Origin of the sequence: Nannocystis bainbridge (assembly GCF_028368995.1) — a bacterium.
Taxonomy (GTDB): domain Bacteria; phylum Myxococcota_A; class Polyangia; order Nannocystales; family Nannocystaceae; genus Nannocystis; species Nannocystis bainbridge.
In genome coordinates this window covers 1628087-1642043 of the sequence record NZ_JAQNDL010000003.1, presented here as the reverse complement: position 1 = coordinate 1642043, position 13957 = coordinate 1628087, and the positions used below count along the sequence as shown (strand labels likewise).

Here is a 13957-nt window from a genome sequence, read left to right as displayed (position 1 = left end):
AACGTGTCATGCTCCACGCCACGATACCATTGTGTTGGTGAGCCCACGTCCACTGGTGGGCCGGAGGACGAGCAGCCCCTTGGCTGTCACTGGGGCACGAACACGTCACACTGCGACTTGATCATCTTAGCCACGGTGGCGAAGTAGTCGTCGTAACCTTCGGCACAGATCGAGCCGAACAGGGCATTCGGCTGCATGAGTTCGGTCCACGTGCGGAGCTCGTGTTCAGTGCCTGGATGGTATCCGCACAGTCCCTGAGGCTCGTCCTTGTCGGTCGAGATCACGAGCAGGACCACCGCGTCGGCGTCACCGCCCTTCGCCTCGACAAGCGCGTCGCGCCAGTCCTCCGCGGTGCCCTGGCTGCCCTGGTCATAGGTGTCCTGGATGGCGACGACGACGAGCAGCGCATCCTCGCGGAGGAAGCCTTCATTGCAGGCGCCGGGCGCGTCGAGGTCGTCCGCGAGCGCGAGGACGGTGGTCTCGGCGACGCCGTCGGCGCCGTTGGTGCCCATCGACGCGATGCAGGTGAAGGCATCCTCGATCATCGGCTGACCGGCGGTGATGTAGCGGAGGCCGCTGGCGAGCTCGCAGCGCTGGTTGCTGGCGTGCTTGCCGATCGGGTAGGTGACGCCCGCGCCGCGGATGGAGTCGCAGGGCTCCGGCGAAGTCCCGCACGGGTACTCGGGCAGTTCGGCGCAGACGTCCTGGCAGCCTACACAGCTCGGATAACCCCAGAGGCCCGACGTGTTGGAAGAGAGGATGTGATAGTCGAAGTCCGCGAACTCGCTCTCGAGGGTGGCCATGAAGCCCGGGAAGCTGGCCTTCAGCCGCGCTTGCTTGATCTCCATCGTCGGATGGCTGCTGATGGTGAACAGGAAGTCGACCTTGCCCTTGCAGCCGGGCGGCGGGCCGTCGCCGCCGTCGGGGATCAGGCCGAGGTCGGGGATGGCGCCGCTGGTGCCGGTCGAGCTGGCGGAGCTGCTCGAGATGTCGGCGCTCGTCGAAGTCGAGGACTCGGCCGAGGTGGTCGAGGTCGAGGTGCTCGAGCCGCTCGAGGTGGTCCCCATCGGGGTCGCGGTGATGCTCGTGCCGAAGACCATCTCCTGGCCGCCGCCGCCGTTGCACGCGGCGAGGGCGAGGAGGGCGGCGAGGCTGGCGAGGCGCGGCACGAGGCGCAGAATAGCGCGGCGCACCGCGGGAGTCATCTGGGGCTGCCGTCTCCAAGATATTGGTCGAGGTGATCGTCGCGGGTGGCGGTCCGCACCTTGGTGCGGAGGAACTCATGCAACCCAGTCTGTTGAAGCGCCTCGAAGGACTGTTCCAGGAGGTGATGGACTCCGCCGAGCTGCGCCGCTTCGTCACCAATTTGTACGGCAAGCGGGTCACTTCGCAATTGCCGGGCGAGGGCATCACGCACGAATTGCTGTCGCACGGGGTCGTCACGGTGCTGAGCCGGAACGGCCTCATCGACCGCGAATTTTTCGTCGAGCTCATCGGCGAGCGGCCGCGGATGCGCCCGCACATCGTCGATCTGGCGGCGGAATTCGGGGTCCCGGCGCTGGCAGTGGACGGCACGGACGCGCTGCCGCAGCGGGTGGTGCGAAGCCCGGACTACGTGGTCCGCGACAGCTACGAGAGCCTCCGCCGCCAGCGCCAGCTGGTCCGCGAGCTGACCCACGGCGAGCTGCACCTGGCGCGCCTCATCGGCCAGGCGGTGCGCCAGGACGAGGCGCAGCTGCGCGAGGTGCCGGGTCGCGTGGTCGCGTGGATCGACGCACACCGCCACGAGCTGACCCTGCGCGAGCTGCAGGGGCCGATCGAGGGGATCTACATCGCGTTCTCGGTGTTCACGGTGAGTCCAGAGGTCGCGGTGCTGGGTTCGCTGGCTGTCCTCGGGTTCACCCGCGGGGAGGCGCTGCAGCAGCTGTTGTCGTTCGTAACCCTGTCGGATAACGACCTGTACGCGCTCGCGCTCACGCTCGCGGAGTCGGGGCGCTGAGGACGACCGCGAGCTCGAGACGGCGAATCGTTCATCGACGTGTTCGACATCGTGCAGGTGTTCACCCGCCGCCCAGGTGGCGGATGTCGACGGTCACCATCATCAGCAGGATCGCCAGCAGGGCCGCGGCGACCAGCGCCAGCAGGCGGGTCGCGGCGGCCTCGCGCGGCAGGTGCATGAACACGGCGGCGACGAGGGCCGCCTTGAGGGCGGCGATCGTCATCGCGGTGGCGACGTGCACGGCCGGCGAGAGCTCGAGCAGCGCGAGGCCGACGGTGGCGGCGGTCAGGGCCAGCAGGGCGAGCAGGACGAGCGACGCGGCGCCGAGGGTCGGGGCGGGGATGTCTTGGTGGTGGTGGTTCATGTCGGCCTCGCCGCCAGGTACAGGGCCGGGAACAGGAACAGCCACACGATGTCGACGAAGTGCCAGTAGAGGCCGACTGCCATGACGGGGGAGCCGCGCAGGTCGCTCGCGGGCGTGCGCCAGGCGGCGAGGGTCAGCCAGGCGAGCGCGACCAGGCCGCCGAGCACGTGCAGGGCGTGGAAGCCGGTCAGCACGAAGTAGAGGCCGAAGAAGGTCGCCATGCCGGGGCCGGCGGCGAGGGTGTCAGCGAGGTCGACGATCGGCGTCTCGCCGCGGGCGAGGTGGTGCGCGTATTCCCAGCCCTTCATGGTCAGGAAGGCGGCGCCGAGGATCATCGTCGCGAGCAATGTGAAGACCAGCCGGCCGCGCACGCGGGTGAAGGCGAAGCGGACCGCGAGCGCCATGGTGAAGCTGCTGAGCAACAGCGCGACGGTCATGACCGTGGCCAGGCGCCAGTCGAGGAGCGGGCCGAAGGCGGCGAACAGCTCGGGGTGGCGCACGCGCAGGCTGGTGTAGAGCACGAATAAAACGCCGAAGAACAGCACCTCCTGGCCGAGGAAGGCCCACATGCCGAGCGCGACGGCGTCGCGCTGGTGGGCGAGGTCGGTGAAGGGCTCGCGCACGGCCTCAGGCATGGCCGGCTCCGCTCGCGGTGGGCAACCGCGAGGTATCGCGGGAGCTCTCGACATCGCCGGCTCCGCTCGCGGGGGCCGAGGGGGCGCGCGAGTTAGACATCGCCGGCTCCGGCGATCGTCGGTTGCGGGGCGTTGGGATAATCGTAGGGGTCGCCGACGACGAGGGTGCCCTGATCGAGGAAATTGTGCGGAGGCGGCGGGGAGGTGGTCTGCCATTCGAGGCCGGTCGCCCCCCACGGGTTGTCGCCGGCGGGCCTTCCGCGGACCAGGGACGCGAGCAGGTAGATCGCGGGCAGCACGTAGCCGACGGCGAGGATGGTCGCGCCGGCGGACGACAGGCCCTGTAAAAATTGATACTCGGGCGGATACGAGGCGGTGCGCCGCGGCAGGCCCTGGGTGCCGAGGATGAATTGCGGCAAGAAGGTCAGCAGGAAGCCGACGAGCAGGATGTAGGCGGCGATCCGGCCCCAGCGCTCGGAGTAGAGGCGGCCGCTGATCTTCGGCCACCAGAAATGCAGGCCGCCGAGGTAAGCCATGAGCATGCCGCCGACCATGATCGTGTGAAAGTGAGCGACGACGAAGTAAGTGTCGTGGAGGTGGACGTCGAGAGCGAGGGTGGCGAGCGCGAGGCCGGTGCCGCCGCCGACGGTGAACAGGGCGATGAAGCCGAGCGCGTAGATCATCGGCGTGGTCAGCCAGATCGCGCCGCGGTGCATGGTGCCGAGCCAGCTGAACACCTTGACGCCGCTCGGGACGGCGACGGCGAACGACAGGAACGAGAACACCACGCTGGCGAAGTACGACTGGCCGGCGACGAACATGTGGTGGCCCCACACGAGGAAGCCGAACACGGCGATCGCCAGGCTCGAGGCGGCCACGAAGGCGTAGCCGAACGGGCGGTTGCGCGAGAAGCAGGGGATGACCTCGCTGATCACGCCCATGCCCGGCAAGATCATGATGTAGACGGCGGGGTGCGAGTAGAACCAGAAGAAATGCTGGAACAGCAGCGGGCTGCCGCCGGTCGCGGGGTCGAAGATGCCGATCTGCAGGCCGCGCTCGATCGCCACCAGCAGCAGGGTCATCGCCAGCACCGGGGTCGCCAGCACGAGGATCAGCGAGGTGGCGTAGAGCGACCAGACGAACAGCGGCAGGCGCAGCCAGGTCAGGCCGGGGGCGCGCAGGCGGTGGATCGTGACGATGAAGTTGATGCCGGTGAACACCGACGAGAGGCCGGCGAGGAACACCCCGAGCACGGCGAGCACGACGTGCGAGTCGCTGAAGACGGTCGAATAGGGGGTGTAGAAGGTCCAGCCGGTGTCGAGGCCGCCGGCGATCATGGCGGTCAAGGTGAGCAAGCCGCCGGCGACGAACACGTACCAGCTGGCGAGGTTGAGCCGCGGGAAGGCGAGGTCGGGCGCGCCGAGCATCAGCGGCAGGAGGTAGTTGCCGAGGAAGGTCGGGATCGAGGGGATCAGGAAGAAGAACACCATGATCACGCCGTGCAGCGTGAATAGGCGGTTGTAGGTGTCGGCGGCGACGAGGTCGGAGGCGGGGGTGGCGAGCTCGACGCGCAGGACGGTGGCGAGCAGGCCGCCGAGGGTGAAGAAGAGCGTCATCGTGCCGAGGTAGAGCAGGGCGATGCGCTTGTGATCGGTGGTGGTCAGCCACGACTTCATGGGCTCACTCCTTCGGCCGCGGCGAGCGAGCGGACGTAGGCGACGAGCAGCAACAGCTCGTCGTCGTCGACGAGGCCGGCGTAGGTCGGCATGACGCCGCTCTGGTAGTCGGCGACGATGTCGGCGTCGGGGCGGAGGATGCTGCGGCGGATATAATCGTCGTCGGCGAGCACGCTGCCGCCGTCGCGCAGGGCCACGGTGCGGCCGTAGAGGCCCTCGAGCGGCGGGGCGCGGCGGCGCTGGTGTGATTCGTGACAGGCGCCGCAGTCGAGGCGCTCGAACAGCGCCCGACCGGCGGCGACCAGCGGCGGGCGCTCGTCGTCGCCCTGGGCGAGCCAATGATCGTAGACGTGCGGCGGCATCACCACGACCTCGGCGCGCATGAGGGCGTGCTCGGTGCCGCAGTACTCGGCGCACGCGAGGGCGTAGGTGCCGGGGGCGGTGGCGCGGAACCAGGCGGTGCGCTGCCAGCCGGGCACGACGTCCTGCTTGAGCCGGAAGGCCGGGACGTAGAAGCTGTGGATCACGTCCTCGCTGGCGAGGTGGAGGCGGACGGCGCGACCGGCGGGGACGTGCAATTGCGAGAGCTCGCGGCGGCCGCCAGGGTGCTGAAAGGACCACATCCACCGCTTGGCGGTGACGCTGACGTCGAGCGCGTCGGCGTCGGCGGGGACGCGGGCGAGGCCGTCGAAGACGACGGCGCCGAGGGTGAAGAGGCCGAGGAACACGGCGCCGGTGAGGCCACAAAAGAGGAACTCGGTCCGCCAAATGGTGGCAGTGTGGTGACCGCGGCCGGTGAGGTTGCCAGGCCTGCGACGGTCGCGCACGACGATCCACACCATCGCCACGATGACGCCGAGGCTGACGAGGCCGATGATCGCGAAGACCAGGAGGGCGACGAGGTCGACGGCGTCGCTGGTGGTGCTGGCGGCCGCGGGCATCAGTTCGAACGGGAGGCTCATGGCCAGGTCCTCGCAGTCACGGGCCCGGCGGGTCGGCGCCGGATGGGGAAGCCGCGCTCGAGCATGAGGTCGGCGGCCCGCTCGACGGGGATCTGCGCGACCTTGTGACCCGGGTCGAGCCATTGCCAGGCATGGGCGCGGGCCGACCATTCGGCCTCGGCGCCGGCTCGCAGTCGACGCAGCGGGTCGATGGGCAGGGCGCCCTCGCGGCCCTCGCTCGGGGCGGGGCCGAACACCCGCGCGGCGGCGCCGGCGACGATGAACGCGGCGATGAGCAACAATAGGACGATGCCGCCGGCGCTCCGCAAGCCGCGGCGGTGATCGGTGAGGTCCTCACATTCGCGGCGAGCTTCAGACATGCAGGGTGTCCTCCTCGGGCGCCGCCACGATCGGTCCGCTGCGCCCGAGCAGCCGCACACAGGCGAGGGCCCACAGCGCGCCGAGGCCGAGCGGCACGGCGAGGTCGAGCCAGCCGAACGCGAGCGCGCGCGAGGGCACGACGAGCCACAGCAGCTCGACGTAATGCATGGCCAGCAGCAGGGCCGCGACGGCGGCGAGGCGGCCGGGGGCGCGCTTGATCGGCCGCTGCAAGAGGAGCACGAACGGGACCGCGAAGTGCAGGCCGACGAGCGACCAGGCGACGAGGCCCCAGGTGCCGCGCAGCCGCGGCAAGAACCACCCGACCTCGCGCGGGAGGTCGGCGCCCCACACCAGCAGGTACTGGCTGAAGGCGATGTAGCCCCACAGCATCAGGGCGGCGAACAACAGGGTCCCGAGCTCCTGCGCGCGCTCGGGGGCGATGTGGGCGGCTCGGGCGCTGCGGCCTTGGAGGCAGGCGGCGGCGATGAGGACGACGCTCCAGCCGGCGACGGCGTGGCCGGTGGCGAGGGCGAGGCCGAAGGCGCTGGTGCTGGTGTCGGGGTCGAGGGAGAGCACCCAGTCGACGGCGGCGAAGGTGACGGTGACGAAGAAGACGACCAGGGCGAACGCGGCGAGCCCGGGCCGCCGTCCCGGCCTGGCGAGGCGCAGGGCGAGGGCGCTCCAGGCGACGAGGATGACGACGGCGCGGGCGAGGAAGAAGGCAGCGTCGAAGTAGGCGGCCTTGGCGGCGCGCAGCGGGGCGGCGTGCAACCACGCGAGGTCGGTCCACGGATAGAGGACCGCGAGGTCGAGGACGATCGGGAGGAAGAGGAGCGCCAGCAGCGGGATCGTGCGCGTCATCGCCGACAGCAGCGGGCGCACGATGTCGCCCCAGCGACCGCGCACGAGGTGGTGCACGCAGAGGAAGACGAAGCCGCCGAGCGCGACGCCGAGCCACAGCAGCCAGGCGAGCAGGTAGGCGTGGAGGAAGACCGGCGCGGCGCGACCGAGGAAGGCGGCGAGGGCGGCGAGCACGAGGGTGGCGCCGAGCAGCAGGGTCATGGCAGGGCCTCCACGAGGTGGGTGCGGTCGTCGGCGCCCAGCACGGCGGCGGGGGCGTGCTGGCTCAATTGCAGCACCTGCACCCAGGCGACGATGCGCCAGCGGTCGTGGATCTCGAGGTGATCGTAGTCGGGCATGGTGGCGCGGCCCTGGCTGATGACTTCGAAGATGTGACCGACGGGGGCGTCGCGCAGGCGGGCGGCGGTGAACGCGATGGGGGCAGGGTAGCCGCGCCGGACGGCGAGGCCGTCGCCCTCGCCGAGCCGACCGTGACAGGGGGTGCAATGAATGGCGTAGCGCTGCTCGCCGCGCACGAGGTCGGCGCGGGTGATGGCGAACGGATAGACGGTGACGAGCGAACCGTCAGCGGCGCGGCCCTGCCACAGGTGGCGATCGAGGCGGGCCTGGCCGCGCGGCACGACGCCGTCGGGCAGGCGGCGGGCCTCCATGTCGTCGGCGAAGAACGGGGCCTCTTCGTATGGATCGAGCCGCGCCTGCTCGCGCATCTGCTGGCGGCAGCCGAGCGCGGCGAGCAGCAGGAGGGCAGCGCTAGCGCGGGACATCGTGGACCTCCAGCGGGGCGAGGCCGGCGAGGAATGTGCGCACCACGGCGGCGTCGAATCGTGGGTCCTCGGCGCCGACGAGCAGGAAGAAGCGATCCTGGCTGGCGCGGGCGAACGCGGGCACGGCGAACAGCGGGTGATGCAGGCGCGGCAGGCCGTTGCGCACGAACATGGCGAACACTGTGACGAGCGCGGCGGCGAGGATGGTGACCTCGAAGGTCGGGACGATGAAGGCAGGGGCGGCGAGGGCCCGCCGACCGCCGATGTCGAGGTGCCAGTCGATCGCGTGCACCCACGCCTGGAACAGGAAGATCGCCGCGCCGCCGAGCAGGCCGGCGATGAAGGTGAGGCGCGACAGCCGGGTGCGAAACATCAGCGCCGCGGCGACGCCTTCGATCGGAAACGGGCTGAAGACCTCGAGCGCGACGTAGCCGGCGCGCCGGGCCGCGCGCACGGCGGCGAGGACTTCGCCGGCGGACGAGAACTCGGCCAGGAGGCCGCGCAGCGGGCTCACGTGGCCCCCCGCGGGCGATCGGGGACGAGCTCGCGCAGCTCGGACATGGCGAGCGCGGGCACGAAGCGGAGGAACAGCAGCATGAAGAAGGCGAAGAAGCCGAGCGTGCCGACGAACGTGAGCCAGTCCCAGAAGGTCGGCCAGTAAGCGCCGCCCGTGGTCGGCAACAGGCCGTGCTCGAGCGCGCCGATGACGATGAAGTAGCGCTCGAGCCACATGCCGACGTTGATGAGGATCGACAGCACGAACAACCAGCCGACGCTGCGCCGGGCGGCCGGCCACCACAGCGATTGCGGGAGGACGACGTTGAGGCTGATGAGGGTCCAGAACAGCGGGGCGGAGCGGCCGTGGAGGTGGCTGGCGAGCAGCTCGCGCTCGTGCGGGTCGCCGCTGTACCAGGCGAAGAACAGCTCGGCGGCGTAGCCGTAGGCGACGACGAGGCCGGCGGTGAGCATGAGCCGGGCGCACAGGTCGAAGTGGCGGTCGGTGACGAGGGCGCGCAGGCCGAGCCAGGCGCGCACGGGGATCAGCAAGGTGAGCACCATGGCGAAGCCGCTGAAGATCGCGCCGGCGACGAAGTAGGGCGGGAACACGGTGGTGTGCCAGCCGGGCAATTGCGCGATCGCAAAGTCGAAGCTGACGACCGTGTGGACCGAGACGACCAGGGCGGTGGCGAGGCCGGCGAGCAGCAGATAGGCGGTCTGGTGGCGCTCCCAGTGGCGCGCCGAGCCGCGCCAGCCGAGCGCGAAGACGCCGTAGATCCGGGCGCGCATGCCGGTCGAGCGGTCGCGCATGGTCGCCAGATCGGGGACGAGGCCGATGTACCAGAACATCAGCGAGGTGACGCCGTAGGTGGCGACGGCGAAGAAGTCCCACACCAGCGGGCTGAGGAATTGCGGCCAGTAGCCGTAGGTGTTGGGGTACGGCAACAGCCAGTAGAAGAACTCGGGCCGGCCGAGGTGCAGCAGCGGGTACATGCCGGCGCAGGCGATGGCGATCAGGGTCATCGCCTCGGCGAAGCGGTTGATCGCGCGCCGCCACGGCTGACCGGCGAGCAGGAGGATGGCGCTGATGAGGGTGCCGGCGTGGGCGATGCCGACCCACCAGACGAAGTTGGTGATGGCGATGCCCCAGTAGACGGGCGTGTCGACGCCCCAGATGCCGACGTACCACCAGAACACGGCGAACACGGCGACGAGCAAGGCGAGCACGCCTCCGCCGGTGAGCGCGAGGGCGCGGAGCCAGCTGCGCCGGGTCCGCGGCGACTGCACGGTGGCGACCACGAGGTCGTTGATCGCGGCGAGGTCGGCGTCGCCGTCGATCCACGATGCGTCGCGCTCGCTCGCCACGTCAGTCCTCCTCGGGCGGCGCCGCGGGGCGCAGGGCCGGGTTGGGGTCGATCAGGCGCGCGAGGTACGTGGTGCGCGGGCGGGTGCCGAACTCGGCCAGGAGGGCGTAGGCGCGAGGGTCCCGGCGCAGGGCGAGCACCGGATCGTCGGGCCGCGCGAGGTCGCCGAACTCGATGGCGCGGGCCGGGCACGCGCCCTGACAGGCGGTGACGACGGCGCCGGCGGCCATGCTGCGGCCCTCGCGGTGGGCGGCGATCTCGGCCCCGCGGATCCGCTGCACGCAATAGGTGCACTTCTCCATGACCCCGCGGGTGCGCACGGTGACGTCGGGGTTGCGCTGGAGCGGGAGGGTGGCCTCGTCGCGCTTGGGGTAGTCGAAGAAATTGAAGCGCCGGACCTTGTACGGGCAGTTGTTGGCGCAATAGCGGGTGCCGAAGCAGCGGTTGTAGGTCATGTCGTTGAGCCCGTCGTGGCTGTGCTGGGTGGCGCCGGTGGGGCACACGACCTCGCACGGGGCGTGCTCGCATTGCATGCAGGGCACCGGCTGGAACCGCCAGCGCGGGCCGTCGCCGCGGTCGTCGGCGTAGGTGTCGATGCGGATCCAGTGCAGGGCCCGGTCGCGCGCGGACTCGACGGGGCCGACGCTGGGGATGTTGTTCTCGGCCTGACAGGCGATGACGCAGGCGTTGCAGCCGATGCAGGCGTTGAGGTCGATGGTCATGGCCCAGGCGTGCTCGGCGAACGGCCGGGTCGGGTGCAACGATTCGGGCCGCAGCGCGGGCGAGGGCAGGCGCGGGTGGGGCTCGCCGCGCAGCAGCCAGCGGGCGTGAGCGTCGCCGGGCTGATCTTCGCCGCCGCGGTGACGGTCGACGACGAGGCCGCCGGGGCGCGCGAGCGGCTCGGCGATCACGGCGACGGACCAGGCGTCGTCGCTGCCGCGCAGCTGCTGGGCGTCGAAGCCGACGCCGGCGACGGGGGCGCGACGACCGTAGCCGAGGTGGACGGTGAGCTGGTCGGGCGGGTGGCCAGCGAGCACGTGGACGGGGGCGTCGACGCTGCGGTCGCCGACGCGCAGGCGCACGCAGGCGTCGTGCACGAGTCCGAGGGCGCGGGCGGTGTCGGGGGCGACGAAGGCGGCGTTGCCCCACATGAGCCGGGTGATCGGCCGCGGCAGCTCCTGCAGCCACGGGTCGAGCGAGAACCGGCCGTCCCAGGCGGCAGGGTCGGGGCGGAAGGCGAGCACGAGGTCGGGGGAAGATATGTCCGATGGGACATGTTCCGAGAGAAATGTGGTGAGGACGTCGCTTGCGACCGCGGTGGTGACGGGGGTTGCGGGCGCGGGCAGGCGGCCGTCGTGGATGGCGGCGCGCCACCACGATTCGCGGTCGGCGGCGGCCGGGACGGTGTCTTGATAGGTCCTTTCGAGCAGGTCGCGCCCGCGCGCGGGGTCGTCGGCGAGCGCGGCCAGCAGCTCGGGCGCGGTGAGGCCGTCGTAGAGCGGGCGGATGGTCGGCTGCGACAGGGTGACCTCGCCCTCGTCGCTGGCGGCGTCGCCCCAGGCCTCGAGCGGGTGGGCGAGCGGGAGGTGCCAGTGACAGCGCTCGCCGGTCTCGTCGCAGTAGAGGCCGAGGTGGGCGGTGAAGGGGACCTCGGCGAGAGCGTCGGCGAACCCGAGCGCGGCCGGGGCGGTGTACACGGGGTTTTCGTCGAGGATGAGCAGGGCGTCGAGCTCGCGCCGGGCGATGGCGGTGACGAGCGCGGCGAGCGAGTGCGCGGGGCCGAAGGGCTGCCGCTCGAGCCGCTGGCCGTAGACGACCGTGCGACCGGCGGCGCCGAGCACATGGTTGGTGGCGTGGACCATGGCGTGGACCTGCGGCGGCTGGTGCGGGCCGGCGAGCACGAGGCCGGTCTCGCCGGCGATCTTGAGGTCGGCGAGCGCAGCGGCGAGCCACGGGTCGTCGACGGGATCGCCGAGCACGCCGCGCAGGACGTCGCGGGCGAGGCCGGGCACGTCGTGGACGCGGGCGGCGCGGCGGTGATCGGCGGCGGCGCCGGTGAGGCCGGGGAAGCTCTCGAGCGCGTACAGCCGCAGGGCCTCGGCGGAGGCGAGCTCGGCCCGGCGCCGCTGCGCGAGCGCGCGAGCGTGGCGCAGGCGGCCGGGGTCGAGGAACAGGAAGTCGTCGTCGAGGCTGAGGACCACGCGGGCGCGATCGAGGCGGGCGTGACAGGCGAGCGGGGCGCCGAGCAGCCGCTGCAGGCCGGCGTGGAGGTTGTCGCGGCCGACCGGGCTCCATGCGAACCACCGGAGGCCGGGGCTGCGCGCGGCGAGCCGGGCGAGGCCGTCCGCGAGCATGCGCGAGGTGGTGGGGCCGGTGAGCACGCCGAGGCGCCGGCCGGGGCCGAGCTGCGGTCGGGCGGCGCGCAGGAACGCGGGCCAGCTGCTCGGCTCGGGCCCGCGGCGCACGCCGGTCGAGCGCCGCGGGTCGTACAGCTCGCGGACCATGGCCTGGCCGAAAGGACAGGTCGCGCCGAGGCTGGCGCGGTGCTCGGGGTGGCCCTCGATCTTGGTCGGGCGACCTTCATGGGTCTCGACGAGCACGCCGTGGGCGTAGGCGTCGCGCACGAAGGCCGAGGCGAAGAACAGCGGGACGCCGGGCACGACGTACTCGGGCTGGCGCGCGTAGGGGACGATGCGCTCGGGCGGATCGCGGCCCAGGCAACCGCCGAGGCCGGCGGCGGCGAGGCCGGCGGCCATGCGCTCGAGGAAGGCGCGGCGGCCGAGTTCGTCGCTCATCGATGGCACTCCGAGCAGCTGACGTGGGCCTCGACGTGGCCCGGGGCGGGCGGGTCGGCGGGGTCGGGCCGCCAGCCCATGACGAACACGTCGGCGGGCGGGCGCAGGTGCGGGGCCGGATCTCGGTGGCAATCGATGCACCACAGCATCGAGAGGTCGGCGACCGGGTGGATCCGCGGCATGCGGTCGACGCGGCCGTGGCAGGTCTCGCAGCCGACGCCGGCGTGCAGGTGAATGCTGTGATCGAAGAAGACGAAGTCGGGCAGGTCGTGGACGCGGCGCCAGCGGATCGGTCGCTCGCCGGACCAACTGTCACGCACGGCGGCGAGCAGGGGGGCGTCGGCGAACAGGTGGGCGTGGCAATGCATGCAGGTCTCGGTCGCGGGCAGGCCGGCGAACGCGGCGATCTCGACGGACTCGTGGCAATAGCGGCAGTCGAGGCCGAGGCCGCCGACGTGGTGGTCATGGCTGAACGGGACCGGCTGGGCGGGCGAGCGGCCGACGCCGGTGGTCCAGCCGGCGCGCGAGAGGGCGTAGCCGAGGCCGCCCGCGAGGCCGAGGCCCAGCGGGAGGCCCCACAGGACCAGGCGGATGCGGCGGTCCGCGGATGGACGAAAGAGCTGTGCCACGATGGTCCCGGCGCTGCGGCGGCCCCGCTCGATTGCGAGCAGCCCTGGCTATGTCGGCGGATTCGGGCGCCGCAAGCGTTCGCCCGGGCCCGGCGGACGCGGCTGGCCGGGACGCCGCGTTCGGCGGACCGCGGGCCGCGAATGGCATGACCCACGTCACCGCGGCGAAGATCGGCGCGGGGCAACCGCCGCGGCGCCGAGGATCCGCGCGAGCGAGCGGCGGAGGGCGTATGCTCGCCGGCGATGCACCGCGATCAGGAGCCGTACCGCGAGCTTCACCAGGCGATGTTCGATTACGAGGGATCGGGCCTGGCCGAGGACGTGGTGCTGCCGTGGGCCCGCGCGCACGCGGAGGAGCGGCGGTGGTTCGCGGCGCTGGCGGCGGTGCGGGCGACGACGGTGCCGGCGATGGCGATCGAGGACCGCTGGCGCCTCTATGCGATGGGGCGGATCTGCGAGCTGCTGCGCCTCGGCTTCACCCGCCGGGCGGGCCACGACGCCGGCTGGCAGCTCTCGGTGCCCGCGGCGGCCTACGCCGAGTTCATGGCGGCGTTCGGGTTCGAGCGGGTGACGCAGGCCGAGTTTCACCCGTTCTTCCACGAGGTCGTGACGGTCGCGCAGGCCGCCGACGAGGACGCGCCGCCGGGGGTGCTGGCCGAGGCGTGGCCGGGGCACATGCTGGGGCCGCTGCTGTTCGCCCGCGCCGGCTGTCATGTGGCGGCCGGGCGGCGGCATCTCGTCAAAGACATCGCGGAGGGGTCGACGCTGTATTGGGCGTATGCTCGCAACAATCGCCCGGTGCACGATCTGTCGCAAGGCTGGGGCAGCAATTCACAGTGGCGCACGGCGCTCCGCCGCGATTATGCGATCGCCGGCGAGCTCCATTACAACGTCGACGCCGACCCCTCGCGGCCGCCGGACGAGGACGGGCTGGCGCCCGCGGACTGGCGCGAGCTGGTGCGGCACCGCTGCTTCGTCCGCTGCGCCGAGCGGCACGACGAGCGCTTCCCGTACGACCGCTCGCACCGCGAGCCGCAGCCCTGAGTCGCG

14 protein-coding genes are annotated in these 13957 nt (G+C 71.7%); 2 read left to right on the top strand and 12 right to left on the bottom strand.

What is annotated here, in order from left to right; all coding sequences use genetic code 11:
- Positions 1 to 86 precede the first annotated feature (86 nt).
- Entirely contained in the window at positions 87 to 1193 is a 1107-nt protein-coding gene (locus POL25_RS31785; RefSeq protein WP_272090033.1) for a hypothetical protein, read from the bottom strand.
- An 89-nt stretch (positions 1194 to 1282) separates the two neighbouring features.
- On the opposite strand from POL25_RS31785, the gene POL25_RS31780 reads away from it, so the two are divergent.
- Positions 1283 to 1999: a hypothetical protein gene (locus tag POL25_RS31780; protein WP_272090032.1), complete on the top strand. Its 717-nt coding sequence runs from the start codon at positions 1283 to 1285 to the stop codon at positions 1997 to 1999.
- Positions 2000 to 2060: 61 nt separating this feature from the next.
- On the opposite strand, the gene POL25_RS31775 is transcribed toward POL25_RS31780, so the two are convergent.
- The 11 genes from POL25_RS31775 to POL25_RS44625 form a co-directional block, all read right to left on the bottom strand.
- On the bottom strand, positions 2061 to 2363 hold the full coding sequence (locus POL25_RS31775) for a cytochrome C oxidase subunit IV family protein (RefSeq protein WP_272090031.1): 303 nt from the start codon (positions 2361 to 2363) through the stop codon (positions 2061 to 2063).
- Positions 2360 to 2998 (bottom strand): cytochrome c oxidase subunit 3, encoded by a 639-nt coding sequence (locus POL25_RS31770; protein ID WP_272090030.1) that lies wholly within the window; start codon positions 2996 to 2998, stop codon positions 2360 to 2362. The genes POL25_RS31775 and POL25_RS31770 overlap by 4 nt, the downstream gene beginning before the upstream one ends.
- 92 nt (positions 2999 to 3090) lie before the next feature.
- The gene (locus POL25_RS31765; protein ID WP_272090029.1) at positions 3091 to 4674 is read right to left on the bottom strand and encodes a cytochrome c oxidase subunit I; all 1584 of its coding nucleotides are present in this window, start codon (positions 4672 to 4674) and stop codon (positions 3091 to 3093) included.
- Positions 4671 to 5636: a cytochrome c oxidase subunit II gene (locus tag POL25_RS31760; protein WP_272090028.1), complete on the bottom strand. Its 966-nt coding sequence runs from the start codon at positions 5634 to 5636 to the stop codon at positions 4671 to 4673. The genes POL25_RS31765 and POL25_RS31760 overlap by 4 nt, the downstream gene beginning before the upstream one ends.
- Entirely contained in the window at positions 5633 to 5995 is a 363-nt protein-coding gene (locus POL25_RS31755) for a hypothetical protein (protein ID WP_272090027.1), read from the bottom strand. The genes POL25_RS31760 and POL25_RS31755 overlap by 4 nt, the downstream gene beginning before the upstream one ends.
- Entirely contained in the window at positions 5988 to 7058 is a 1071-nt protein-coding gene (locus POL25_RS31750; protein ID WP_272090026.1) for a hypothetical protein, read from the bottom strand. The genes POL25_RS31755 and POL25_RS31750 overlap by 8 nt, the downstream gene beginning before the upstream one ends.
- Positions 7055 to 7621, bottom strand: coding sequence for a c-type cytochrome (locus POL25_RS31745; protein ID WP_272090025.1), 567 nt, complete (start codon positions 7619 to 7621; stop codon positions 7055 to 7057). The genes POL25_RS31750 and POL25_RS31745 overlap by 4 nt, the downstream gene beginning before the upstream one ends.
- Positions 7608 to 8135 carry a DUF3341 domain-containing protein gene (locus POL25_RS31740; protein ID WP_272090024.1) on the bottom strand — a complete coding sequence of 176 codons (528 nt, stop codon included), beginning with the start codon at positions 8133 to 8135 and terminating at the stop codon, positions 7608 to 7610. Before POL25_RS31740 ends, POL25_RS31745 begins: the two co-directional genes overlap by 14 nt.
- On the bottom strand, positions 8132 to 9484 hold the full coding sequence (gene nrfD / locus POL25_RS31735; RefSeq protein WP_272090023.1) for an NrfD/PsrC family molybdoenzyme membrane anchor subunit: 1353 nt from the start codon (positions 9482 to 9484) through the stop codon (positions 8132 to 8134). Before nrfD ends, POL25_RS31740 begins: the two co-directional genes overlap by 4 nt.
- Before the next feature lies 1 nt (position 9485).
- Positions 9486 to 12278 carry a 4Fe-4S dicluster domain-containing protein gene (locus POL25_RS31730; RefSeq protein ID WP_272090022.1) on the bottom strand — a complete coding sequence of 931 codons (2793 nt, stop codon included), beginning with the start codon at positions 12276 to 12278 and terminating at the stop codon, positions 9486 to 9488.
- A complete protein-coding gene (locus tag POL25_RS44625; protein WP_272090021.1) occupies positions 12275 to 12907 on the bottom strand; it encodes a cytochrome c3 family protein in 633 nt (210 codons plus the stop codon). The genes POL25_RS31730 and POL25_RS44625 overlap by 4 nt, the downstream gene beginning before the upstream one ends.
- 243 nt (positions 12908 to 13150) lie before the next feature.
- On the opposite strand from POL25_RS44625, the gene POL25_RS31720 reads away from it, so the two are divergent.
- Positions 13151 to 13951, top strand: a complete 801-nt coding sequence (locus POL25_RS31720) for a hypothetical protein (protein WP_272090020.1) — start codon at positions 13151 to 13153, stop codon at positions 13949 to 13951.
- Positions 13952 to 13957: the final 6 nt, after the last annotated feature.